21 protein-coding genes, 1 tRNA gene and 1 riboswitch are annotated in these 24,203 nt (G+C 68.4%); of the genes, 19 read left to right on the top strand and 3 right to left on the bottom strand.

Annotated elements, in window-relative coordinates; genetic code table 11:
• The first annotated feature begins 4 nt into the window (after positions 1-4).
• From AC0662_RS10565 to gcvP, 10 genes are all read left to right on the top strand, one after another.
• Positions 5-865, top strand: coding sequence for a DUF881 domain-containing protein (locus tag AC0662_RS10565; protein WP_452193897.1), 861 nt, complete (start codon positions 5-7; stop codon positions 863-865).
• Complete coding sequence (locus AC0662_RS10560) at positions 862-1,194, top strand: small basic family protein (protein ID WP_131352136.1); 333 nt, start codon at positions 862-864, stop codon at positions 1,192-1,194. The genes AC0662_RS10565 and AC0662_RS10560 overlap by 4 nt, the downstream gene beginning before the upstream one ends.
• Before the next feature lie 2 nt (positions 1,195-1,196).
• Positions 1,197-2,078, top strand: coding sequence for a DUF881 domain-containing protein (locus AC0662_RS10555; protein WP_478299895.1), 882 nt, complete (start codon positions 1,197-1,199; stop codon positions 2,076-2,078).
• 52 nt (positions 2,079-2,130) lie between these two features.
• Complete coding sequence (gene gcvH / locus AC0662_RS10550) at positions 2,131-2,514, top strand: glycine cleavage system protein GcvH (protein WP_452193894.1); 384 nt, start codon at positions 2,131-2,133, stop codon at positions 2,512-2,514.
• Between the two features lie 139 nt (positions 2,515-2,653).
• Positions 2,654-3,196: an FHA domain-containing protein gene (locus AC0662_RS10545; RefSeq protein ID WP_478299893.1), complete on the top strand. Its 543-nt coding sequence runs from the start codon at positions 2,654-2,656 to the stop codon at positions 3,194-3,196.
• On the top strand, positions 3,183-3,878 hold the full coding sequence (ftsR, locus tag AC0662_RS10540) for a transcriptional regulator FtsR (RefSeq protein WP_452193891.1): 696 nt from the start codon (positions 3,183-3,185) through the stop codon (positions 3,876-3,878). The genes AC0662_RS10545 and ftsR overlap by 14 nt, the downstream gene beginning before the upstream one ends.
• An 85-nt stretch (positions 3,879-3,963) precedes the next feature.
• The gene (locus tag AC0662_RS10535) at positions 3,964-4,458 is read left to right on the top strand and encodes a bifunctional nuclease family protein (protein WP_452193889.1); all 495 of its coding nucleotides are present in this window, start codon (positions 3,964-3,966) and stop codon (positions 4,456-4,458) included.
• A gap of 174 nt (positions 4,459-4,632) precedes the next feature.
• Positions 4,633-5,301, top strand: coding sequence for a MerR family transcriptional regulator (locus AC0662_RS10530; protein ID WP_452193887.1), 669 nt, complete (start codon positions 4,633-4,635; stop codon positions 5,299-5,301).
• Between the two features lie 23 nt (positions 5,302-5,324).
• Complete coding sequence (locus tag AC0662_RS10525; RefSeq protein WP_478299890.1) at positions 5,325-6,218, top strand: dihydrodipicolinate synthase family protein; 894 nt, start codon at positions 5,325-5,327, stop codon at positions 6,216-6,218.
• Between the two features lie 15 nt (positions 6,219-6,233).
• A riboswitch (glycine riboswitch) is annotated at positions 6,234-6,321 on the top strand.
• Positions 6,322-6,405: 84 nt separating this feature from the next.
• Positions 6,406-9,246, top strand: coding sequence for an aminomethyl-transferring glycine dehydrogenase (gene gcvP / locus AC0662_RS10520; protein ID WP_452193884.1), 2,841 nt, complete (start codon positions 6,406-6,408; stop codon positions 9,244-9,246).
• Between the two features lie 21 nt (positions 9,247-9,267).
• On the opposite strand, the gene AC0662_RS10515 is transcribed toward gcvP, so the two are convergent.
• Positions 9,268-10,092 (bottom strand): hypothetical protein, encoded by an 825-nt coding sequence (locus AC0662_RS10515; protein ID WP_452193882.1) that lies wholly within the window; start codon positions 10,090-10,092, stop codon positions 9,268-9,270.
• Between the two features lie 91 nt (positions 10,093-10,183).
• Between AC0662_RS10515 and AC0662_RS10510 the strand changes: the two genes are divergently transcribed.
• The 8 genes from AC0662_RS10510 (at position 10,184) to AC0662_RS10475 (ending at position 20,655) form a co-directional block, all read left to right on the top strand.
• Positions 10,184-11,485, top strand: coding sequence for a serine hydrolase domain-containing protein (locus AC0662_RS10510; RefSeq protein WP_478299887.1), 1,302 nt, complete (start codon positions 10,184-10,186; stop codon positions 11,483-11,485).
• A 14-nt stretch (positions 11,486-11,499) separates the two neighbouring features.
• A tRNA-Ser gene (locus AC0662_RS10505) sits at positions 11,500-11,571 on the top strand.
• Positions 11,572-11,611: 40 nt separating this feature from the next.
• A complete protein-coding gene (locus tag AC0662_RS10500) occupies positions 11,612-13,927 on the top strand; it encodes a hypothetical protein (protein WP_478299885.1) in 2,316 nt (771 codons plus the stop codon).
• A gap of 109 nt (positions 13,928-14,036) precedes the next feature.
• Entirely contained in the window at positions 14,037-15,551 is a 1,515-nt protein-coding gene (locus tag AC0662_RS10495) for a pyridoxal phosphate-dependent decarboxylase family protein (RefSeq protein WP_478299883.1), read from the top strand.
• A gap of 107 nt (positions 15,552-15,658) precedes the next feature.
• Positions 15,659-17,164: an IucA/IucC family protein gene (locus AC0662_RS10490; protein WP_478299881.1), complete on the top strand. Its 1,506-nt coding sequence runs from the start codon at positions 15,659-15,661 to the stop codon at positions 17,162-17,164.
• Positions 17,161-17,676, top strand: coding sequence for a GNAT family N-acetyltransferase (locus tag AC0662_RS10485; protein WP_478299879.1), 516 nt, complete (start codon positions 17,161-17,163; stop codon positions 17,674-17,676). The genes AC0662_RS10490 and AC0662_RS10485 overlap by 4 nt, the downstream gene beginning before the upstream one ends.
• A gap of 1 nt (position 17,677) precedes the next feature.
• Positions 17,678-18,940: a lysine N(6)-hydroxylase/L-ornithine N(5)-oxygenase family protein gene (locus AC0662_RS10480; protein WP_478299877.1), complete on the top strand. Its 1,263-nt coding sequence runs from the start codon at positions 17,678-17,680 to the stop codon at positions 18,938-18,940.
• Positions 18,937-20,655 carry an IucA/IucC family protein gene (locus AC0662_RS10475; protein WP_478299875.1) on the top strand — a complete coding sequence of 573 codons (1,719 nt, stop codon included), beginning with the start codon at positions 18,937-18,939 and terminating at the stop codon, positions 20,653-20,655. The genes AC0662_RS10480 and AC0662_RS10475 overlap by 4 nt, the downstream gene beginning before the upstream one ends.
• Before the next feature lie 55 nt (positions 20,656-20,710).
• On the opposite strand, the gene AC0662_RS10470 is transcribed toward AC0662_RS10475, so the two are convergent.
• Positions 20,711-20,941, bottom strand: a complete 231-nt coding sequence (locus tag AC0662_RS10470) for a hypothetical protein (RefSeq protein ID WP_478299873.1) — start codon at positions 20,939-20,941, stop codon at positions 20,711-20,713.
• 279 nt (positions 20,942-21,220) lie between these two features.
• Between AC0662_RS10470 and AC0662_RS10465 the strand changes: the two genes are divergently transcribed.
• Positions 21,221-22,186 carry a Mom family adenine methylcarbamoylation protein gene (locus AC0662_RS10465; RefSeq protein WP_478299872.1) on the top strand — a complete coding sequence of 322 codons (966 nt, stop codon included), beginning with the start codon at positions 21,221-21,223 and terminating at the stop codon, positions 22,184-22,186.
• On the opposite strand, the gene AC0662_RS10460 is transcribed toward AC0662_RS10465, so the two are convergent.
• Positions 22,109-23,728 (bottom strand): PfkB family carbohydrate kinase, encoded by a 1,620-nt coding sequence (locus tag AC0662_RS10460; RefSeq protein ID WP_478299870.1) that lies wholly within the window; start codon positions 23,726-23,728, stop codon positions 22,109-22,111. The genes AC0662_RS10465 and AC0662_RS10460 overlap by 78 nt on opposite strands.
• Between the last annotated feature and the right edge of the window lie 475 nt (positions 23,729-24,203).

Raw genomic sequence — 24,203 nt, 5'->3', positions numbered from 1 at the left:
ACCCGTGACACAGCAAGCTCCCGAGCAGCCGGCGCAGCAGACGACGCAGCCGCCGCGGCGCGTCGATGCGTCGATGTCACTGCTCAACAACCTGATGGCGCACCCGCTCGACGAGGGGTACGCCGTCGCCGCCCGGACCCGGTCGAAACAGGGCGATCGCCCGCTCCGGTCCCGGCACCGGGTGATGCTGGTGGCCGCTTCGATCGTGCTCGGTTTCCTGCTCGCGGTCGCCGCCGCGCAGAACTACCGCACCGCGCCGGAGGCCGAGAAGCAGCGCAACGAGCTGGTCGACCGGATCAACCAGGCCGACACCCGGCTGACCGGTCTGCGCAACAACCAGTCCCAGCTCGCCGACGAGGTACGTGGGTTGCAGGCCAGCGGACTGAGCAACGACAGTACGGGCGCCGCGCTACAGCAGAAGCTCGACGACCTGGAGCTGCAGACCGGTGCGATCGCGGTCACCGGCCCTGGTATCAAAGCGGTCATCGACGACGCGAAGAACGCCGACGCCAAGGAAGGCCGGCTGCTCGACGTCGACCTGCAGCAGCTGGTCAACGGTCTGTGGACGTCGGGCGCGGAGGCGATCGCGGTGAACGGTCACCGGATCACCTCGCTGACCGCGATCCGCGGCGCGGGCAGTGCGATCACGGTCGACTACAGCTCGCTGACCCCGCCGTACACCGTGCTCGCGATCGGTGACACGGCGACGATGCCGGCCCGGTTCGCGCAGAGCTCCGGCGGGCAGTGGGTGCAGTACCTGGTGAGCAACTTCGATGTCCGGAGCACGATCACGACGGAGGACTCCTTGCTGGTGCCGGCCGATGCGACCATCGCGTTGCGCTACGCGAAGGTGGGAACGAGATGATCGCCGTACTCGGGCTGGTGATCGGTGTCGTCATCGGTCTGCTGGTCGCGCCCGACGTCCCGGAGTGGGCGCAGCCGTACCTGCCGATCGCGGTGGTGGCCGCGCTGGACGCGGTGTTCGGCGCGCTGCGGGCGTTCCTGGACGGGATCTTCGACGACAAGGTGTTCGTCGTGTCGTTCGTGTCCAACGTGCTGATCGCGGCGCTGATCGTCTACCTGGGCGACCAGCTCGGTGTCGGCTCGCAGCTGTCCACCGGTGTGGTCGTCGTGCTCGGCATCCGCATCTTCACCAACATGGCGGCGATCCGCCGGCACATCTTCCGGGCCTGATCATGAGCGACGACAAGCCCGACCCGACGCCGGACCCGAAGACCGCCTCGACGCCGGACCCGAAGCCGCAGCCGCAGCCGCAGCCGAAGGCCGAGTCGGAGCCTGCGGGCGGGCAGCCCGACGTACCGACGCCGATGCCGAAGCCGAAGGTGCCGAACCTGGCGCTGCGCCGGTTGCGGGCCGGGTTCAAACCGTCCCGCGGGCAGGCGATCGTCGCCGTGGTGCTCGCGCTGGTCGCGTGTGTGGCGGTCGTCCAGGTCCGGGTGAACCGGGCCGACGACGGCTACCAGAACGCCCGCCGCGAGGACCTGATCGCGATCCTCGACGGCCTCGGGCAGAACACCCGGCGGCTGGAGAGCGAGATCGCCGACCTGGAGGAGCGGAAGAACTCGCTGTCCTCCAGCGCGGACAAGGCGCAGACCGCCCGCGAGCAGGCCGAGGCCCAGGTGCGGACGCTCGGCATCCTGGCCGGCACGCTGCCCGCGCAGGGACCGGGGGTCCGGATCACGCTGAACGACCCGCAGGGCAAGATGACCTCGAGCAACCTGCTGGACGCGATCGAGGAACTGCGCGACGCCGGCGCCGAGGCGATCCAGATCAACGGAGCGGTCCGGGTCGTCGCCAGTACCGACTTCGTGGACGACGCGCCGGGGATCCGGATCGACGGCCGGAAGGTGAACTCGCCGTACGTCGTGGAGGCGATCGGGGAGTCGCACAACCTGTCCGAGGCCGCCAACTTCCCGGGTGGTCTGGTCAGTGAGGTGACCGGTCCGCAGGTGGGTGGAACGGCCGAGGTGACCGAGCTCGGCTCGCTGACCGTGACCGCCTTGCACGCGCCGGAGGAGCATCGTTACGCTCGCCCGGCGTCCAGCCCCACCAAGTAGTTCGAACGCTGAGCTGTACTCGTAGCTGTCCTTGAGCGAAAGAGGAACGAAGGTGTACCCCGAAGACCTGAAGTACACGGCCGAGCACGAGTGGCTGAAGGCCGGCGAGGAAGGTCCGGTGCGCGTCGGCATCACCGACTTCGCCCAGGACCAGCTCGGCGACATCGTGTACGTGCAGCTGCCCGAGGTCGGCAGCACGGTGCGGGCCGGTGACGCCTGCGGGGAGCTGGAGTCGACCAAGAGCGTCAGCGACCTGTTCGCCCCGGTGAACGGCACCGTGACCGCGGTCAACGAGGCGCTCGCCGACCAGCCGGACTTGGTGAACAGCGACCCGTACGGCGAGGGCTGGCTGCTCGACATCGACGTCGAGGACGCGGCCGAGGTCGCGGCGCTGATGGACGCCGAGGCCTACAAGGGACAGCTCGACCAGAGCTGACAGCCAGCTGATAGCGTTACCGGACCTCAACCGCTGGTCGAGGGTTGAGGTCCCCTCATCTTGTTTCACCACGTCACACTGTTCATACGGGGTCTATCGAAAACGTCGCCGGACCGCCGGCGATCGGGAGGATCACAGCATGCCGTTCTGCAACCAGTGCGGGCACGAGAACTCCGAGGGCAGCAGGTTCTGCTCGCAGTGCGGAGCGATGCTGCCTGGCGCGGACCGCCCGGCGGCAGCCCCGGCGAACCCCCAGCCTCAGCAGACGCCTGGTGTCACCGACACCGCGATGCTGACCCCGATCGGTGCCGAGCCGGAGCCGGAGCGTACCGGTGAGCCGCTGTCGGCCGACGACGAGGCCGCCGTCGGCGCGCTGCCGGCCGGGTCCGCCCTGCTGATCGTCCAGCGCGGCCCGAACGCGGGCAGCCGGTTCCTGCTCGACGTCGACGTGGTCACCGCCGGCCGGCACCCGGACAGCGACATCTTCCTGGACGACGTGACGGTGTCGCGCCGGCACGCCGAGTTCCGCCGGGACCCGTACGGCGTGAAGGTCCGCGACGTCGGCAGCCTGAACGGCACCTACGTGAACCGGGACCGGATCGACGAGGTCCAGCTGAACAACGGCGACGAGGTCCAGATCGGTAAGTACCGGTTGGTGTACTACGCCAGTGGCCAAGCCTGATCCCACCGCCGACGGGCCCGTGGACGGCCGCGGCATCGGAGAGGTACTGCAGCTGCTGCAGGCCGACTTCGCCGACGTCACGATCTCCAAGATCCGGTTCCTGGAGGCCGAAGGGCTGGTGACGCCGGCCCGGACGGCGTCGGGCTACCGCAAGTTCAGCGTCGGCGACGTCGAGCGGTTGCGGTACGTGCTGACCGCGCAACGCGACCAGTACCTGCCGCTGAAAGTGATCAAGGAGTATCTCGGCGCGATCGACCGCGGCCTGCGTCCGGCCGCCGCGGGTCCACCGGTCGCGCCGAGCTCGTCGCCGCAGCCTCCCGGTCAGCCGGTCGCGGACGACTTCGGTGCCGCGGGCACCGAGCTGCGGATGACCCGCGACGAGCTGCGGACCGCCGCGGGCGTGTCCGCCGAGCTGCTCGCCGAGTTGGAGAGCCACGGCCTGGTGGTGGCCAGCGGCAACCACTACGCCGGCGACGCCATCGTGATCGCCCAGGTCGCCGCCGAGCTCGCGGCGTACGGTCTCGAACCACGGCACCTGCGCGCGTTCCGTACGGCGGCCGATCGGGAGGTCGGCCTGATCGAGCAGGTCACCGGGCCCCGGCGGACCGAGCAGACCGCCGAGCTGGCGGCGCTCACCGTCCGTCTCCATACGGCGCTGGTCCGCTCCCGCCTGCCGCGCTGATCCACCCCGGGACCCTGACCGTGACGCCGACCGTGGCGCACCCCGTGGGACTGCTGGTGCATTGACTGCGGAGTAGGCTGAAGGTGTGCGCGAAGTCGACGTGGTCGGAGTCCGGGTGGAGATGCCCTCGAGTCAGCCGATCGTGCTGTTGCGAGAGGTCGGAGGTGAGCGGTACCTGCCGATCTGGATCGGTGCCGCCGAGGCGAGCGCGATCGCGTTCGCGCAGCAGGGCATGGAGCCGCCACGGCCGCTGACCCACGACCTGTTCGCCGAGACCATCCGGGTGCTCGGCCACACCCTCAGCCAGGTCCGGATCGTGAACCTGACCGACGGCGTGTTCGAGGCGATCCTGGTCTTCGACGACAAGACCGAGATCTCCGCGCGGCCGTCGGACTCGATCGCGCTGGCGCTGCGGACCGGGACACCGGTGTTCTGCACCGAGGAGATCCTCGCCGAGGCCGGTATTCCGGTGCCGGAGAGCGAGACGTCCGGTACCGACGAGGTGGAGGAGGAAGAGGAGGTCGAGCGGTTCCGGGAGTTCCTGGACCAGGTGACCCCGGAGGACTTCGACAAGAGTTGATCCGGGTCCGGAGTCAACTGCGACCCGCCGATGTGCTCGTTCTGATACAAGAGCGACTAGGTAACGATTCGTGCTGCAGTCGCGACACGCTCCCGGCTCGACGCGGTTGTCGTTGACCCGGTTCAGGCCGCGGCTTACCGTGAAGGAGTCGTGGAGTGTTGTCACTCCACGCAGATGGCTCGTTCTAATCGGTATCAGGGAGGCTCAGGCGTGACACGCACCGGCGACACAGATCTGACGGCGCAGTCGGCGTCCGACGCGCACGCCGAGGCCGTGGCGGAGGCCACTGCCACTGCCGGCGTTCAGGGTCTGCTGTTCGACGACGACCTGCGGCCGATGCCGGAGGACGTCGGGTTCCGGGGGCCGACGGCCTGCGCTGCGGCCGGGATCACGTACCGGCAGCTCGACTACTGGGCCCGCACCGGCCTGGTGTCCCCGTCCGTGCGCCCCGCGACCGGCTCCGGTACGCAACGGCTGTACGGGTTCCGGGACGTGCTGTTGCTGAAGGTGATCAAGCGGCTGCTGGACGCCGGGATCTCGCTGCAGCAGATCCGGACCGCGATCGCCCACCTGAGCAAGCGCGGCTTCGACGACCTGACCCAGATCACGCTGATGAGCGACGGCGCGTCGGTGTACATGTGTACCTCGCCCGACGAGGTGATCGATCTGCTGGCCGGCGGCCAGGGCGTGTTCGGTATCGCCCTCGGTGGCGTCTGGCGTGAGGTCGAGGGTTCGCTGTCCGAGCTGCCCACCGAGCGTGCCGACGGTCACGACGAGTCGGACGAGGACGGCCACGCGGGCGATGAGCTCGCCGCCCGCCGCCGCGCCCGCATGACCGGCTGACCCGGCCCTTTTCCGCCCTTCCTGTGCGCCCACTCACCGCCAACTCGCTGCGCGGTGTGTGGGCGACCTTGTTGTTACCGCTGACCGCGGACGACTCGATCGACTTCGCCCGCCTGGAGTCGCAAGCTCGGACTCTGGGCGCGACTGCTGTCGACGGGCTCTACGCGCACGGGACGGCGGGGGAGTTCCAGACCCTCACCGAGGACGAGTTCGACCAGGTCAGCACGATCCTGGCCGCGGCCGGCAAGCCGTTCCAGATCGGCGCCAGTCACCCGTCGGCGCAGCTCCAGCTTGCGCGCGTCCGGCGGGCGGCGACGCTGGAGCCGGGCGCGATCCAGATCATCGTCCCGGACTGGCTCCCGCTGAACCCGCGCGAGGTCCTCGACTTCCTGCACCGGACCGCTGACGCTGCCGCCGGTGTCCCGCTCGTGCTCTACAACCCGCCGCACGCGAAGACGCAGGTCGGTCCACGCCAGCTCGCCGACCTGGCCGCGGCGGTGCCGAGTCTCATCGGCCTGAAGACCGCCGGCGGTGACAAGGCGTGGTTCGACGAGGCAACGAAGTCCGGTCTGGCGATCTTCGTGCCCGGGCACTTCCTCGCGAGTATGTCGTCACTCGGTGCGCACGGTAGCTACTCCAACGTCGCGGCCCTCTCACCGAACGGTGCCGTGAAGTACGCGACAGACCTGGACGTCGAGCGTCGGATCGGCGAGTTCTTCGCGAAGCACGTCGTACCGCTGCAGAAGGCGGGGCTGGCCAACCCGGCGCTGGACAAGTTCCTGGCCGCGGTGGGGGACTGGGCCGACGTCGGTACCCGGGTGCGGTGGCCGATGGAATCGGCGACACCGGAGCAGGTCGCGGCCGCGCGGCCGGACGCCCGTCGACTGCTGCCCGAACTGTTCGACAATTCCTGGTAGCCTCGGGACAGCCGTACACAACACTCGGGAGAGACCCGTGTTCGGGCGCCGAAGGGGCAATTCCTCCCCGGAACCTCTCAGGCCCATGGACCGAGTGTCACAGGCGACTCTGAAGCGTACTGCCTGCACAGCAGGGTGTGACAGAGGGGGAGGCGACCGGAAGCACTGTCAGCAACGGAGCCTCTAGATGAACAACTCACCCCACCTCTCGGCGACTTTCGCCGACCGTCACATCGGTCCGCGCCCGGACGAGATCACGCGGATGGTCCAGCTTCTCGGGTACGACGACGTGGACGCGCTCGTCGACGCCGCGGTCCCCGCCTCGATCCGATCCGCCGAAGCGCTGCGACTGCCCGAACCGGCCTCCGAGGTCGACGCGCTCACCGAACTCCGCCAGCTCGCGGCCCGCAACAACGTCGCCACCTCGATGATCGGCCAGGGGTACTACGGCACCTTCACGCCGTCGGTGATCGTCCGCCGCCTGGTCGAGAACCCGGCCTGGTACACCGCGTACACGCCGTACCAGCCGGAGATCTCCCAGGGCCGGCTCGAGGCGCTGCTGAACTTCCAGACCGTGGTCTCCGACCTGACCGGTCTGCCGACCGCGAACGCGTCGCTGCTCGACGAGGGCACCGCCGCCGCCGAGGCGATGACGCTGGCGCACCGGTCGAACAAGAAGAGCAAGTCCGACCGTTTCCTGGTCGACGCGGACTGCTTCGCGCAGACCATCGCCGTCGTCCAGACCCGGGCCGAGGCGCTCGGCATCGAGGTCGTCGTCGCCGACACCACCGACGGTCTGCCCGAGGGTGACTTCTTCGGTCTCCTCGTGCAGTACCCGGGGTCCGACGGCGCGGTCCGCGACCTGAAGCCGCTGATCGAGGCGGCGCACGGGCGCGACACGTTGGTGGCCGTGGCCTCCGACCTGCTCGCGCTGACGTTGCTCGAGGCACCGGGTGAGGCCGGCGCCGACATCGTCATCGGTTCCTCCCAGCGCTTCGGCGTACCGCTGTTCTACGGTGGTCCGCACGCCGGCTTCATGTCGGTGCGGTCCGGTCTCGAGCGGTCGTTGCCCGGTCGCCTGGTCGGCGTCTCGGTCGACTCCGACGGCGCCCCGGCGTACCGGCTGGCGCTGCAGACCCGCGAGCAGCACATCCGCCGCGAGAAGGCGACGTCCAACATCTGTACGGCGCAGGTCCTGCTCGCCGTGGTCGCGTCGATGTACGCCGTCTACCACGGTCCGGAAGGTCTGCGCGCGATCGCCGAGCGCGTGCACTCGTACGCCGGCAAGCTCGCCGCCTCGCTGCGCGCGAGCGGTATCGAGGTCGTTCACGACGACTTCTTCGACACCGTGCTCGCCCGGGTCCCGGGGCAGGCCGCCGACGTCGTCGACGCCGCCCGCCAGAACGGGATCTGGCTGCGACTCGTGGACGCGGACCACGTCGGCATCTCCTGCGACGAGAAGACCGACGTCGCCACGCTGACCCGGGTCTGCCAGTCCTTCGGCGGCCAGTACGACGACACGCTCGGCGCCCCCGCGATCGCGGTCGCGCGGACGTCGGAGTACCTGACGCACCCGGTGTTCAACACGCACCAGTCCGAGACCTCGATGCTGCGGTACCTGCGCAAGCTGTCCGACATGGACTACGCGCTCGACCGCGGCATGATCCCGCTCGGGTCCTGCACGATGAAGCTCAACGCGACCACCGAGATGGAGCCGGTCACCTGGCCGGAGTTCGCGGACCTGCACCCGTTCGCGCCGGTCGAGGACGCGGCCGGGTACGTCAAGCTGATCAACCAGCTGGAGCGCTGGCTGGCCGAGGTGACCGGCTACGCGAAGGTCTCGATCCAGCCGAACGCCGGCTCCCAGGGTGAGCTCGCCGGGCTGCTCGCGATCCGCGGCTACCACCACGCGCAGGGCTCGGCGGACCGCAACGTCTGCCTGATCCCGGCGTCGGCGCACGGCACCAACGCGGCGTCCGCGGTGATGGCCGGCATGAAGGTGGTCGTTGTCAAGGGCAACGACGACGGCACGATCGACCTGGACGACCTGCGCGCGAAGGCGTCCGAGCACGCCGCCAAGCTCGCGGCGATCATGATCACCTACCCGTCCACGCACGGTGTGTACGAGGAGAGCGTCCGCGAGGTCTGCCGGATCGTCCACGACAACGGCGGCCAGGTGTACGTCGACGGCGCGAACCTGAACGCCCTGCTCGGGCTCGCGAAGCCGGGTGAGTTCGGCGGCGACGTCAGCCACCTGAACCTGCACAAGACGTTCTGCATCCCGCACGGCGGTGGCGGTCCGGGTGTCGGTCCCGTCGCGGTCGCGGCGCACCTGGCGCCGTACCTGCCGAACCACCCGCTGCTCGACCAGGCCGGTCCGGAGTCCGGTGTCGGTCCGATCAGCGCGGCGCCGTTCGGGTCGGCCGGTGTGCTGGCGATCTCCTGGGCGTACATCCGGATGATGGGTGCCGAGGGGCTGACCGCCGCGACGAAGGCCGCCGTCCTGACGGCGAACTACGTGGCGAAGCGGCTCGAGGGCGCGTTCCCGGTGCTGTACACGGGCGAGAACGGGCTGGTCGCGCACGAGTGCATCCTCGATCTGCGGCCGATGACGAAGGAGACCGGGATCTCGGTCGACGACGTCGCCAAGCGGCTGGTCGACTACGGCTTCCACGCGCCGACGATGTCGTTCCCGGTCGCGGGCACGCTGATGGTCGAGCCGACCGAGTCCGAGGACCTCGGCGAACTCGACCGCTTCTGCGACGCGATGATCGCGATCCGGCACGAGATCGACCGGGTCGCCGCAGGCGAGTGGCCGGCCGCCGACAACCCGCTGGTGAACGCGCCGCACACCGCCGAGTCGGTCATCAACGACAAGTGGGAGCACGCCTACACCCGCGAGGAAGCCGCCTTCCCGCGCTCGGTCGACCGCGCCTCGAAGTACTGGCCCCCGGTCCGCCGCATCGACGGCGCCTTCGGCGACCGCAACCTCATCTGCTCCTGCCCCGCCCCAGAGGCCTTCGAGTAGCCCGAGGTTGGATGGAAGTCCTCAGAGGTATCTGAGGACTTCCATCGCGTGTTGACGGACAGGTCGCGCCAACTCTGTGAGGTCGCCGCCGTCGGCGAAACGGAGCAGTCGTGTGGCTGCGGCGAGCGTCGCGATGCGTCCGGAGGGCGAGTCGAGGAATTCTGACAGAACTCGGCTGACCGTCCGGGACAGCTCTGGGTACGCCAGACTCGTGCAGACGAGGGTGGCGGCGTCGTACCCGGCAGGCGCTCTGCCCCAGGTTTCCCAGTCCAGGATGGCCAGTGCCGGCGCGGTGAGGTTGCCCCAGTGGAGATCGCAGTGTGCGGTTGTCCAGGAGACGGACGCGATGTCGACCTCGATACCGAAGAACGCTCTGATGCCGTCGTTCACGTGCTCCGCGTCGACGCCGCGCGACGGTACGGGGTGCGTTGCCAGGGCGCGCAGGGCTTGGTTCAGGTCCGACAGCCACTGATCGGACGGATCGACCTGACCGTCGGGAGTCATGCCGGCGCAGATGGCCGCGTCGGCGACAAAGGTGCTGACCTCCCCGCGCATCCTGCGACCGTTGTCCTGCCACTCCCGCCACCGCTTGACCGTAGGCTTCGGTACGCCCTGGATCGCGTTGGCGGCAACGTTCTGGTCGAGGTATTCGCCATCGCCCCACTCGGGGTCGGCGTAAACGACCCGAAGCCAGGCGTCCTCGCCCGCATCGATCACGCGGCAACCAACCGAGTGCAAACGCCCGGTGTGCAACGGTCGCCCGACCCGCTCGACACCGAACTCCCGCGCGGCCCACTCCAGATGCCCCTCCATCCAATCACGCCGCCGCCGACCGTCGTCGCTCACCGCTCACCCTCTCTCGGCTGGCTGCTCCTCGGGGACAGCATCGCCTACGATGGCGCGAGTTGGCTCGAGGACCCAGTGACCGGAGGTTTCAGTGGCGGCCGTACGACCTGACACTTCCAGTGCTCTGTTTGCTGGGGTTGCGGCTGCGCAGAGTGACGGGCGGTTGCCGTCGGTCAGTGCTGGGGTGGTTCGGGACGGGGCCTTGGTGTGGACCGGGGTGCGGGGGCGGTTCGCGACGGCGGACGGCGGTGCGCCTGGGGCGGATGTGCAGTATCGGATCGGGTCGATCACTAAGACGTTGACGGCGATTCTGGTCCTGCAGTGCCGGGACGACGGGTTGCTGTCGTTGAACGATGCTGTGGGCAAGCATTTGCCGGGGGTCGCGTTCGGGGACCGGACGGTTCGGCAGTTGCTGGCGCACAGTGGCGGGATGAACGCGGAGCCGGTCGGTCCGTGGTGGGAGCGGAACCCCGGCGTCACGTTCGACGAGCTGACCGCGGCGATGGACGATGCGCAGGCGGTCGGTCCGGCGGATCGCCGGCACCACTACTCGAACCTCGGGTACGGCCTGCTCGGCGAGATCGTCGCCCGGCTGCGGGGCGCGTCGTGGCTCGAGCTGGCGCAGGCCCGGATTCTTGATCCGCTCGGCATGACCCGGACGACGTACTTTCCCTCGAGCCCGGCGGCCGAGGGTTTCTCCGTGGACCCGTTCAGCGGGCAGTTGGTGCCGGAGCCGGCGTACGACTCGGGGGCGATGGCGCCGGCCGGGCAGCTGTGGAGCACGATCGAGGATCTGGCGCGGTACGCGATGTTCTGGATCGATCCGGTGCACGAGGTGCTCAGCCGGGACTCGGTCGAGGAGATGACCACGCCGGTCGCCGCCGATCCGCGGGAGAGACTCACCGCGTCGTACGGCCTGGGGTTGCGGTTGATCGCGGATGATCCGCACCTGCTGATCGGTCACACCGGCTCGATGCCTGGGTTCCTCGCGGGGCTGTTCGTCGATCGGGTACGGCGGGTCGGCGCGGTCACCCTGGGCAACGCGACGTACGGCCGGGTCGCGTCGCTGGCGCCTGATCTGGTGCGCATCCTGATGAGCCACGAGCCGCCGATCGCGCAGGAGTGGGTCCCGGAGCCGCCGCTGGCGCAGGGTGCTGAGCTGCTCGGTCACTGGTACTGGGGCAACACGCCGCTCACGATCTCCGCGACGGCCGGCATTCTGCAGCTCTCCGGTGGTCTCAGCACCCGGCTCGCACCGCTCGAACCCGACCTGTATGTGGGCCGCGACGGCTACCTGGCCGGCGAGAAGGTCCGGGTCGTCCGCGACGGCGACACGATCTCGCACCTCGACGCAGCGACATTTGTCCTGACCAGAACGCCGTACGGCGGCTAGGCTGTAGCGCACTGCATGGAGTAGATCAGGGGTAGATCACCCGGCTGCTTACCGGGAGGGCGCAGGTTCGAGTCCTGCCTCCATGTCTGATGGAGCTGTCTCACATCCAGAGGACGGGGGTTCCGGATGCCGGACGAGCCGATGGTGACCGCTTCGGCCGAGTACGCGGTCGGCCGCCTGCAGCACGCGCTCGAGCGCGCCCTGGTCGCGGACGATCTCGCCGTACGCCGGCGCGCCGCGGCCCGGGTCGATGCCTGGCGCAACGTTCTCGACGGGATGGCGTCGGGACGGCTGACGGTCGGCTCGCGGACGCCGGTCGCGGACACCCCCGCGTGGGTCACGCTTGAGGTGGCGCACGGCGGGTTCGCGACCGGCCGGTACCTCGCCGAGGTCCCGGTGGATCCGGACGAGCTCGCCCGGGTGCCGGCCGACGCGCCGGGGGAGACGGATCGCGAGCGGGTCAACCTCTGGTACCTCGGCGACGAAGGGCTCGCGGAGCTCGGGCAGGCGCTCCGGACCGGGCGGTACCGCGTGGATGTCCCGGAGGAGTCGGCGCTGCTCGTCGTCGCGTGGTTGCTGGAGAACCGGCACGACGCCGCGGCACTGGACCTCGTGGCCGAGCTTCGTCCGCTGCTGCACCGGCTGCGGTTCACGCCGACGTTCACCCCGTCGTCCTTGCCGTCCGGAGCGGTCGTCCGACTGCAATCGGTGGGTGAGGTCGGGGACATGTTGCGGCGGGCAACGGTCCGACCGCAGATCGCCGCTCAGCTGGAGACGCTGCGCGTCTGGAACCCGCTGTACGACCGGCTGGTCGCGCTGTGGTGCGACACGGTCGACGGCGACCTCCCAGAGTTGGTCAGCTCGGAGCAGGTCGTGGGTGGCTGGCCGTGCCGGGTCTGGCCCGACGACTGGGTCGAGCGGCGGCGCCAGTGGCTGGACGACTACGAGGCGGCGGCCACCGTCCATCGGACCTCCCAGCGGCACGCGAAGAGCAACTTCGCCCGCCTGCACGCAGTCCTGGAACAGTGCCCGGTCGACAGTTCGGCGCTGAGTGGACGCGACGTGGGCTGGATCCGGCGTGCGCTCGCCAACACGGTCAGCGCCCACGGAGCGCCAGGATCCGAGCCGCGGGCGGCCTTGCGTATGACACAACGCTCGGTGGCCGCGCGTCCGACGTACGCGACGTTGGCGCACGTGCTGGGCGCTCGGCTGGACCGCTTCCCGCGGGACGGTGGTCTGCCGTCGCTCGACCCGATCGACGGTGCGGTCGACGGTCAGGAGGCGCCTGCTGCCGCCGGAGCCGCGATCCCGCCGCACCTGCTGGCGAAGGCCGCGCGGGCCGTCGAGGCTCCGATCGGCGAGCTGGTGGATCGTGGGGTGATCAGCTCGGGGGAGGTGCTCGCCCGCGTGCTGCCCCAGATCACGTCCCAACTGCTCGCGGCGAACATCGAGGACCCGTCGCTCGCGACGGCGTACGCGCAGACGTACGCCGCGTTCCGGCGCCGGCGGAGTCTGCTGCTGCTCAACCTCGAGCACCAGGTGCGCTTCGACGAACTGCCGTGGGTTGAGGCCGTCGCGCCGTACCGCGACCGGCGTGAGCAGTCGACCCGCGCCGCCGCGCAGTCGCTGCGCGAGACGACGGTGGTGGCGCTCACCGCCTTCCCGCACGCCATCCTGCCGAACCCGCTGGTCGGGGAGTTCGGGGCACTCGCCGCGCAGGCAGACCTGAAGATCCCGCTCGTCGAGGAAGTCGCCGCGGACATCTTCATGGGCACGTTCACCATGAAGTGGCGGTCCGCGGGCTGCGTCGCGAGCCGGGTGCTGTTCGGTACGACGTACGCGCGGTACTACGACCTGCCGACGTCCTGGCCGACCGTCGAGGAGCCGAAGGGATGGCGCAAGCGGTGGGGCAAGCCGACCGCTGACGACTTCGCCGAGGCCTGCAGTATCCGCGCGAAGGAGGCGCAGAGCGCCGAGAAGCCTGGGTACGTCGCGCAGAACGGCACGGAGCTCGAACAGGCGCAGATCCTGACGTCCCACAACCTCGCCGCGCTCGTCGACGCCATCGATCTGACCGACTGGCTGCGCGAGGCCGCGCCTGAGCTGGCGGGCCGTGCGTTCGCCTGGGCGGTTCAGCGGCAGACGCAGCCGGCGCCGACCTGGATCAGTGCGCTCCAGGGCATCAAGAACTCGGCGTACGCGTGGCGGCAGGCGATCTTCTTCCTGAGCTTCTGCACCCCGGCCGCGCAGCAGGACGTGCTGGCCGAGCTCGACGGTCGCGCCGGTGTCCTCGGTCCACGCTTCGCGCCCGCTGTCATCGGTCTGCGGCAGGTGATCGCAGGGGAGTGCTTCGACGCGACGGGCCGGACGAGCGGCGGGCGCCGGCTGCTCGGCTGGAGTGCCGGACCGCACTGGTGCATGCCGGATCCAGCTGGTTCGTGAGGATGTTCACGTCTCGGGTGCCCGAGTTGACACGGTGAGTGAGCCGGGCAAAAGTTAGGGCTGCCTTAGTAAGGGTTGCCTTACTCGACAACTTCCCCGGGAGATCTGGATGTCGCAGCCCGCGCGCCTGACCGCGCTGCCCGCCCCCGCCACGGCCCCTGTTCAACTCCGTGACCCGTTCGCTGCCCGCTGGCCGTTGGCGTCGACGGTCTCGGACCGTGAGCGTGGACCGTTGCCGCACGGTTCGCCGGGAGCGGTACTGCGCCGGGCCGCCGAGGTACTGGGGGAGCCGCGGGTGCCGTCGACCGGGGTGGGGGAGCCCGCCGCGCTCGACCTGATCGCGGGCCTGCTGGACGAGACCGGGATCGACCTGAGCCACCCGCACGCGGCGGCGCACCTGCAGCCGCCGGTGCTCCAGGTCGCGGTCGACGCGGACGCGCTGGCCTCGGCGTCGAACGCCTCGATGGACACCTACGACTCCGGTCCGGCGACGCTCGCGATCGAGCAGTGGGTCGTTCGGGCCCTCGCCGACCTGGCCGGCTTCGGTCCGCGAGCCGACGGCGTACTGACTCCCGGCGGCTCGATCTCGAATCTGCTCGCGGTACTGATCGCCCGCGACAGCGCGGCCGCCGCCGCGGGCGTCGACGTACGGCGGAACGGGCTGCGCGGGCTCGACCGTCCGGTCGTGTTCTGCTCCGAACTCGCGCACTTCTCGGTCCAGCGAGCCTGCGCCGCCCTCGGGCTCGGTGAGGAGGCCGCGATCACGATCGCCTCCGACGAGAACTTCCGGATGCGCACCGACGTACTCGCCGACGAACTCGCGAAGCCCGGCCGTACTCCGGTCGCGGTCATCGCCACCGCCGGTACGACGGACTTCGGGTCGATCGACCCGATCGCGGCGATCGGGGAGTTGGCCCGGCGGTACGGCGCCTGGGTGCACGTGGACGCGGCGTACGGGTTCGGGGCGTTGTTCTCCGAGCGGCTCGCGCCGCTGCTGGTCGAGGTCTCGCTGGCGGACTCGGTGACGCTCGACCTGCACAAGATCGGCTGGCAACCCGCCGCGACCAGCGTGCTTCTGGTGGCCGACCGGACCCGCTTCTCCGCGTTCGACCGGTCGGTGGACTACCTGAACCCGGCCGACGACATCGACTCCGGGCTGGACGGGCTGCTCGGTCGGAGCCTGCAGACCACCCGGCGGCCGGATGCGGTCAAGGTTGCCACCACGCTGACGGCATACGGGCGGGCCGGACTGGGCACGATGCTCGACACCTGTCACGAGCTCGCGCACGCCGCCGCGGCCCGGGTCGTTGCCGACAGCAACCTCGAGTTGCTGGCGCCGGTGACCCTGACCACGGTGTTGTTCCGGGTCGCCGGGCAGGGGCTGGAGGCGGCGGACAGCGTTTCGCTGGACGCTCTTCAGGGTGAGGTCCGGCGCCGGTTGCTGACCTCCGGACGGGTGCTGATCGGCCGGACCAAGGTGCCGGCCCGCGGCAGCCGCCCGGCGGCGGTCGCGTTGAAGCTGACGCTGCTGAACCCGAATGCCACCGCGACGGACATCGAAGACCTGCTCGACCAGGTCGTGGCCACCGGCCTCGACGTCCTGACCGGCGAAGGAGCGGCGTGAGAGTAGCTTTTGATGCCCACCTGAATGCGATTCTGCGGTGCTACACGCGGGAGGCTGCGGTTCCGGTGGCTGTCGGACCGTTGAGCTTTCAGGTGGGTGGGGCGACGGTGACCGCCGCGGTGGAGCATGCGTCGCGGACGGGGCTGCACCGGTTCAGCGACGTACTGCTGGACGGTGTGGCGCCGGCTCCCGAGGAGCTGGTGCGGGTGCTGTCGGCGGATGCGGATCCGGCTGAGATCGAGGATCTGGTGGCGCGGACGGCGGAGTCGGTGCGGAACGTCGACGTGTTCGTGGCGGCGGCCGACGGGGAGCGCGGGCCGGGGCGGTTTCTGGAGACCGAGCAGGCGTTGTTGTTCGGGCATCTGCATCACCCGGCGCCGAAGAGCCGGGACGGACTGAGCGGTGCCGAGCTGGCGGCGTACTCGCCGGAGCTCGGTGGCCGTTTCGCAGTGCACTGGTTCGAAGCCGACGCCGAGCTGGTGTCGTCGGACCAGGTGGCCGGCGCGCCCTCGCTGCAGGGACTGGACGCTGTGCAGCTGATGGGCGCGCTGGCCGGTATCACCCCGTCGGCGGGCCGGGTGCTGATCCCGGCCCACCCGTGGCAGGCCGAAGCGGTTGCGTCGCGGCCGCGGGTCGCCGCGCTGATCGAGGAGGGCCGGGTCAAGGCACTCGGGCCGCACGGCGCGCAGTGGTACCCGACGTCCTCGCTGCGGACGGTTTTCCATCCGGATCTGCCGGTGATGCTCAAGCTGTCGCTGGGGCTGCGGATCACCAACTCGCGGCGGGAGTCGACGCCGACCGAGCTTCGGCGTGGTCTCGAGATCAATCGGCTGCTCGACGCGGCGTACAACGCGGGGACGGCGACGGCGCATCCGCGGTTCTCGATCGTCCGCGACCCGGCGTGGGTTGCTCTTGACGAGGGTGGACCGACATTGACCGGTCTTGACGTCGCTGTCCGAGAGGTGCCCGCCGACGTCAACAGTTACGCCTGTCTGGCAGGTCTCGTCGCGCCGCGTCCCGGTGGGGTCAGCCGATTGAGCTCGTACGCCGAAGAGGACCCGGCAGGATGGACGGCGGCGTACATCGACAACGTGCTGATTCCGATGCTGCACCTGTACGCCGAAACGGGCATCGGACTCGAAGCCCATCAGCAGAACACCCTGGTGCGGCTGGACGGGCTAGGGCGGATCAAGGGCGGTGCGTATCGCGACAACCAGGGGTACTACCTCGCGTCGTCGTACCTGAAGGGTCTGTTGGGGGTCACCGGGCTGCGCGACTCGACACTCGCGGTGGTGGACGATCCGATCGTCGACGACCGGCTCACGTACTACCTGCTGCACAACCAGGTGCTGGCCGTCGTCGGTTGTCTGGCGGCGGACGGGGTCGCAGATGAGAGTGAACTGCTCGGTGTGGTGCGGGATCGGCTGACACTCGCGTTGCCGTTGCTGAAGGCGGCTGGGCCGGACGGTGATCGGCTGGCGCGCCGATGGCTCGACGCGGACACGCTGCCGTGCAAGGCGAACATGCTGACTCGACTGCGCGGCATCGACGAGGTGGTGGCTCCGCTGGACGCGCAGTCCGTCTACCTCGACATCCCGAACCCGCTGCGGTGAGTGATCTGTTCGCGCTACGCCCCGCAATACCTGCTGACGCTCCTCGCATCGCACTGTGGATGTCACAGCCTCATGTCCAACGCTGGTGGCATCAGAGCTGGTCGGCGGAGCGCTGGGCGCAGGAGATCGAGCAGCAGTCGGCCGGTGACCACTCCGTTCCTTGCGTGGCCACCGTCGACACAGAGGAGATCGGGTACGTCGAGTTGTACCGCGTACGCCACGACCGGCTGGCGGGGTACTACGCGTACGACGAGAACGACTGGGGCGTCCACGTGGCGATCGGCGACGTCACACGCGTCGGCCGCGGTCTCGGGCGCCGCCTGCTGCGTGCAGTGGCCGATGGCGTGCTGGCGGACGAACCGGCTTGTCAACGCGTCGTCGCCGAGCCGGACATCGAGAACACGCCATCCGTCCGGGCCTTCCTCGCGGCGGGCTTCGATCCGCAAGGGGAGCTACAGCTGCCCGAGAAGACAGCCCTACTGATGGTCCGCACCCGGACCGTGGAGGAGTGACATGTACGACGTGATCGCGATCGGCTGTGGGCCGTTCAACCTCGGACTCGCCGCGCTGGCCTCCGAGGTCGACGACATCGAGCTCGCCGTGCTGGACAGCCGGCCCGAGTTCACCTGGCACCGCGGGCTGATGTTCGACGACGCGATGCTGCAGGTGTCGTTCCTGGCGGACCTGGTGTCATTGGTCGAGCCGGCTCACCACCTGTCGTTCCTGTCCTACTTGAAGGACAGTGAGCGGCTGTACCAGTTCTACGTGCGGGAGAAGTTCCATCCGACGCGGCGGGAGTACGAGACGTACCTGCGGTGGTGTGCGGCCCAGTTGGACTCGCTGCACTTCGGTCACCACGTGCGGGACGCGGTCTGGAATGGCGCATCGTTTGAGCTGACGGTGGAGCGCGGCGACAGCGTTGAGCAGTTCGAGGCTCGGCATCTGGTCGTTGGTGTCGGCACTGAGCCGTCCATCCCCGCAGCGCTCGCTGGACTGCCGACTGAACGCTTCCTGCACTCAGCGGACTACCTGTTCCGTCGGGAGGACTTGCTGCGCACAGGTCACGTCACCGTCGTTGGCTCCGGTCAATCGGGTGCTGAGTGCGCACTGGACCTGCTGCGGTCCGAAGGCCCAGCGGTGTCCTGGTTGACGCGTACGCCGTCGTTCGCACCGCTGGACTACTCCAAGCTCGTGCTGGAGATGACTACGCCCTCGTACGTCGACTACTTCCACGGACTCGACGAGCCGACGCGTGACCGGCTCGTGAAGGAGCAGTGGCGGCACTACAAGGGCATCTCGTCGGAGACACTGGACGACATCCACGATGCCTTGTACGCAAGGGATCTGAGCGCTGCGCCGGTGGAGCTGCAGTGCGGCGTGGCGGTGGTGTCGGCGGTGGCGCGTGCCGATGGGCTCGAGCTGACGATGCTGCACGCGGACAGCGGGAAGCCGTTCCAGCACACCACAGACGCCGTAGTCGCCGCCACCGGGTACCGGAACCGGCCGCTGCCTTTCCTGTCCAGCGTGCAGGAGCAGTTGCGCCACGACGCGGCCGGCCGGTGGGTGATCAACCGCGATCACAGCGTCGACGCTGCCGACGCGCTGGCAGGCCGGATCTTTGTCGCGAACGCGGATCTGCACAGTCACGGTGTCGCGGCGCCGGACCTGGGCATCGGAGCGATCCGGAACGCGGGCATCCTGAACAGCATCGCCGGCCGCGAGGTCTTCCGGTTGCCGAAGTCCACCGCCTTCACGACGTTTGCGATCCCCGGATGAGCGTCTGGGCGCGGTGTTCGGCCGAATTGCTCGCCAAGCTGATCTCACAGTTCTGCACGGAGGGCTTGCTGACGCCCGAAGGCAATCGTTTGAGCTTGGGTGCGGTGTCCTATGTGTTCGAAGCGAGTCGTGGTGGTTTCGGCAGTTGGCGGGTCGATCCCGCGTCGATCCGGCGTACCACGTCCGGCATTCTCGGGAACGGCGAGAGCGAGGTGGCCACTGACCCGGTGCAGTTCTTCGTCGAAGCGGCCGACGTACTGCAGCTCGACGGCTCCACGGTGGCCGGGTATGTCGCCGAGTTGACGAGCACGCTGGCGGCCGACGTACGGATGGCCAAGTCCGCTGCGCCGGCTGAGGAGCTTCTGGGTCTGCACCACAGCCGGCTGGAGGGACACCTCACCGGCCACCCGCTCCTGGTCGCCAACAAGGGCCGCCTGGGCTTCTCAGCCGCCGACAGCGAACGCTACGCCCCCGAGGCCCGCACACCGCTCCACCTCACCTGGCTCGCCGTCCGCCGCGGCCTCGCCGAGTTCCGCGGTACGCCGGACCTCTCGGAGCACTCGGTCATCGCACGCGAACTGGACCCGTCGACCGTGGAAGCGTTCCGCGCCAAGCTGGACGATCCGGACGCGTACGTCTGGCTCCCGTGCCACCCCTGGCAACTCGACCACGTAGTCCGCACCCAATGGGCCCGCGAATTGGCCACCGGCGAGATCGTCGCCCTGGGGCAGAACCCGGACGAATACCTCCCGACCCAGTCCATCCGCACCCTGGTCAACATCACGCAGCCCGACCGCTACCAGGTCAAGCTCCCGCTCAAGATCCTCAACACCTCCGTCTACCGAGGCATCCCCGAGCACTGCACGTTGGCCGCACCAATGATCACGCAGTGGCTCCGCGGCCTGTGGTCCCGCGACGAGACCTTCCGTGCCCTCGGCACCGAACTCCTCGGCGAGGTCGCCTCCGTGACCGTCCGGCACCCCGAACTCTCGACGCACGCCGGCATCCCGTACCAGTGGACCGAGACCCTCGGCTGCATCTGGCGTGACCCCGTCGACGCTCGCCTCCGCGAAGGCGAGACGGTGTGGCCGCTGGCCGCCGTACTCCACCCCGGCTTCACCGCGACCGCGATCAGCCGCAGCGGAACCGATCCCCAGACCTGGCTCAGCCATCTCCTGGCGACGATCCTCCGGCCGCTGCTCCACCTCCTCCACCACTACGGCATCACCGTCAATCCGCACGGCGAGAACCTCGCCATCATCTGCGCACCCAACGGCCTCCCCGCCCGCCTGGTGATCAAGGACCTGGTCGACGACATCAACATCTCGACCGACCCGATCCTTGCCCGCGGCCCCGAGCCCGACTCGCACGCCAGAGTCCTCCCACGCAAACCCTGGCCCATCCTCCGCCAGTACGTCGTGGACGCCCTCCTCCTCGGTGTCCTCAACCCCTTGTCCGCCCTCACCCTGATCCCCGAGGACACGTTCTGGGGCCTGACCCGCGGCGAGGTAGACCGCTACACCACCACCCACCCAGAACACACCGCCCGCCTCACCGCCACCGCCCTCACCGCCGAAACCTTCACCCGCTACCCCCTCAACACCTACCGCCTAACCCTCGGCTACACCGACCTGGCCACCCGCCCCCCAATCCCCAAAACCGGCACCATCCCCAATCCTCTGCACGGTGCTCGAGCCGTCCCGCCAGCCGAATAAAGAACCGATGCCCGCCCGGAATTTCCCGGGCGGGCGTCGGCAGTAAACAGATGGATCAGTGCGCCATGATGTTCGCGAGATGGTAAAGGCCGAAGCAGAAGATCAGCACGATGCCTACCAGAATCAGAGTGAGCAGCTGCTTCCACAGCGAGACCATCAGCACCGCGCTCGCGAGCGTCACCAACGTTGCGAGAATCTGCGTGTGATGCATGATGTCCCTCTCTTTCTCTGTCACTTCCTCGATGTGTCGTCGTTGGCTACCGTCCGGCCGGAAGGTGGCGTTCATCCAAGGGTTCGCACTTCTATTGCACCCGACGACAATCGGCTGTCAATCCACAGAATTTGGCGCCGGGTAACGCGCCAAATTCGTTGAGTTTATTTGGCTGCCGGCCCTGCCTCGACGATTTGGCGACCGCGGAACGATACGCGGGCGGCGGTTGCCGTACTACTCCCTGCCAGTTGGCAACGCCGTTCTGCCAACTGGCAGGAATCGGCTGTCTGGTGGGCCAAAACTTGTCACGCGGATGGTTACTCCGGGCGCGCGGCGGTCGGATAGTCTCCCGCTGTGTCGACGACTGCGCCGGAGACGGGCGCCGAGCTGTCCGCCAGCCTGCCTTCAATGTCCGCGGGCCGGAGGCCCAGGCGTCCCCGATTTACGCTCGATGATTGCCGAAAGCAAGATCCCGAGTTCGAACGCCTGCTGTCAGATGTCGCCACCGAGTACGACGTCTACTGGCGGGCACTCGAGGTACGTACGCTCCTGCATTTGCCGCGCGTTGCTCGCCCCGACGGCACTATGTCTTCAGGTGCGGTGCACGCTGAACTGAAACGCAATGCGAAACAGTTGCGCAGCGATCAGTGGGAAATCAAGGACATCGTTCCGACGGATGAATTCTTGCTGTCCGATCTGCGTTTCACGGCCATTGACAGCCGGCAGGCCGATCAGGTCTTCAGTAAACTTCATTATCTGCGCAGTGCGCGGCCTGGGTCGATGAACTTCGCGCTGGTGGACCCGCTCAACCATCTGCCGGTGACGCTGTGCAGCGTCTCTCCTCTGGACTGGGCGCGGGTGGGCAGACGGCTGCAAACACAGTTCGATGTCCCGAACGGTGCGGCCTGGGACGTGTCCCGCGTCTACTCGCACAGCGTTGCGCCGAAGTTCGCGATTTCGCACCTCTTGTCGCGCGTCCGGCAGGTCATGGCGCGCGAGATCCCGGAGGCGCAGGTCCTGACCACAGCGGTCGACCCGAACCTCGGATTCCTGGGGACCAGTTATCGCGCCGCGAACTGGCAACAGTGGATGTCGATCGAGGCGCGGCCCTATCTCTACGTCGATGGTGCGTACGCTAGTCCGCGGCAACTGCGCAGTCAGTGGGGCGGCGCGAACCTCACGCTGTTGCGCGGGCAGTATCGCAAGACGGTCTTCGAGCAGAGCCGCGCGAAACTATTGGATTCACTGATCTTCTGCTGCCGGCTGCGCGAGGTCACCGAAGCCGTTCCGGCCGACGAACGGCGCCGTATCCGGCGCTGATGCCTGCGGAGTAGCGCTGGGTTCGTTGATGCGGAAGGACCGGCCCAGGAGGGCATCGATACTGCTGCGCGCCGGCATCCAATCGGGCTGCGAATAGTTGGCCGCGGCGCACGACATCGCCGCTGCCGCCCAGAGAGCGACCTCGCTCGAGAAGACGCCGTTGCTGTCGATGAGCTTGGCTGCGAGAGCGGCGCAGAAAGCGTCGCGGGCGGCGGAGGTCTCCTTGTAGATCGTCGGCACGATAGGAACACCCAGAGGGTCTTTCGCGCGGTTCGAGTAGACGGTGCACCCGCCGTTGACGAGAAGGCACAGCGTGTCGACTCCGAAGGCGAGAAGATTCCGCGCCACGGGATCCGGGTTGAACGGCACCTGTCCCTGCGCAAAAGGCCCGAGTTCCCAAGGGTGTGCGACGAGGTAGTCCATCCGCGAGAGTGCCTCGTGCGAGATGCGTTCGTTGGTGTACGGCTGGCCCGGAGTGACGATCGTCAAAGGACGGCTCTCTCGCACGCGATGGGCGATGGCGAGCACTTCCTGGACCGTGTCACGGGGTACTTCGAAGGTCATGAGTACCGCATCGCAAGCCTCGATCTGAGGCTGGCAGTCGCGCAGATCGCCGGGGGAGAGATGAATCTCGGCGTCGTTGCGCCAGTTCACGGCGATGCTGTCGCCGAGCTCCTTCTCGAAGACACCGGTGAAAGGAGTGCGAGCCCCGCGGACCCGTTTGACCAGCGACGTGTTGACTCGCTTGCGCCGAAGGTAGTCGAGAATTTCGTCGCCGAACCTGTCGTCGGCGACGGCGGCGACGAGATAAGTGTCCAGACCCAGATGAGCAGCGGCGACGGCCTGGGTGAGGCCCTTGCCACCCGGCGTCAGGTCGAAGCTGAACGCTTCGCTGGAGGTCTCGGGATCGGGCAGGTTCCGCGCTCGGAATATGACATCCATGACTGCGCCGCCGACGATGACGACGCGGCCCGCTGATTCGCCGCTGCGAGCCCCGACGAGGTCGGTCTGCGTGCGGTGCCTCGGTTCGTCGGCGTAATTGCGATGGATCAGGGATCCGGCCAGAGTGCGGAGTACCGCAGGCTCAGTGCTGCCGCGCAATGATCGGTCACTGGGAGCCGTGTCCGGTTCGGCTCCCAGAGCGCGATGGATGCGATGCCAGTTGCTGAGCAAGGTCTGACGGCGGCGCGTCACAGAGGGGTTGTACAGCGAGCGCGTGATGTGGACTTCGAGGCCGGCCTCCGCATACGTCTCTAAATGAAGTCTGAGGCCGAGAACGGCATCCGCGATGATCTGCTGAGTCCCGACCAGGTCTTCACGCACGCAGCTCTGGACGAGCCTGAATGCGGCCACGGCCAAGTCGTCGAGCTGATGAAGTGTGGCGTAGTGACGGGTCGCGGCGAGGTCGATCAGAGGAGCTGTGAGGCCGGTTCTCTCCGAGCTGAGCCGCTCAAGGGTCAGGCCGTCGTGAGTTCGGAGCTTCTCCAGCATGCCGGCGAGCAGCAGCACCTTGTCTGCCTGATTGTCGCTGCCGTCGATCATTCGCTCCCACCGACTTCATGCACTGTCGGCTGCCGGGACGCCGCCACACAGTGTGAGCAAGTGTGCCATTGACCTGTGTCACTCGCAGCGCCGGTTCGCTCGTTTCGATATGTTATGAAACTGGCGAGTCTCGCGGGTCGCCGTGCCGACTCGAGGTCAGGAACTTGGAAGGACGCCTCGGTCGGTCCTTCGGCAAAGTGGTCGGACATGTGTGCGCCCCCAGCACCGCGAGGTCAACACAGCCATTATGCGATTGCCCAGGGCAGCTCGCTCTGGTTGCCTGCGCGTCGTGTATTTGCAGTGCTTTCCGGAAACGATCGGCTTCCCGGAAAGTCGGTCGCTTTTGTTGTGGCAAGCAAATGTTTTCAGGGTGTCGGTAAGGCTGTGGGCGGGAGGGAACCGGTTGGTGGGTGGGTGCGTCTGGTTGGTGTTGTGACGTAGGCTGCTGCGGTCTGTCGATCGGCCAGGTCGGTGG

This window comes from Kribbella sp. NPDC043289 (genome assembly GCF_056436705.1).
Note: the sequence above shows the minus strand (reverse complement) of the source record. Positions and strands in the feature narration are given on the sequence as shown.

Coding starts and splice junctions, on each gene's coding strand:
- AC0662_RS10560 (WP_131352136.1), top strand. CDS start 862: ATGATCGCCGTACTCGGGCTGGTGATCGGTGTCGTCATCGGTCTGCTG.
- AC0662_RS10555 (WP_478299895.1), top strand. CDS start 1,197: ATGAGCGACGACAAGCCCGACCCGACGCCGGACCCGAAGACCGCCTCG.
- AC0662_RS10545 (WP_478299893.1), top strand. CDS start 2,654: ATGCCGTTCTGCAACCAGTGCGGGCACGAGAACTCCGAGGGCAGCAGG.
- AC0662_RS10530 (WP_452193887.1), top strand. CDS start 4,633: ATGGCTCGTTCTAATCGGTATCAGGGAGGCTCAGGCGTGACACGCACC.
- gcvP (WP_452193884.1), top strand. CDS start 6,406: ATGAACAACTCACCCCACCTCTCGGCGACTTTCGCCGACCGTCACATC.
- AC0662_RS10500 (WP_478299885.1), top strand. CDS start 11,612: ATGCCGGACGAGCCGATGGTGACCGCTTCGGCCGAGTACGCGGTCGGC.
- AC0662_RS10495 (WP_478299883.1), top strand. CDS start 14,037: ATGTCGCAGCCCGCGCGCCTGACCGCGCTGCCCGCCCCCGCCACGGCC.
- AC0662_RS10480 (WP_478299877.1), top strand. CDS start 17,678: ATGTACGACGTGATCGCGATCGGCTGTGGGCCGTTCAACCTCGGACTC.
- AC0662_RS10475 (WP_478299875.1), top strand. CDS start 18,937: ATGAGCGTCTGGGCGCGGTGTTCGGCCGAATTGCTCGCCAAGCTGATC.
- AC0662_RS10470 (WP_478299873.1), bottom strand. CDS start 20,941: ATGAACGCCACCTTCCGGCCGGACGGTAGCCAACGACGACACATCGAG.
- AC0662_RS10460 (WP_478299870.1), bottom strand. CDS start 23,728: ATGATCGACGGCAGCGACAATCAGGCAGACAAGGTGCTGCTGCTCGCC.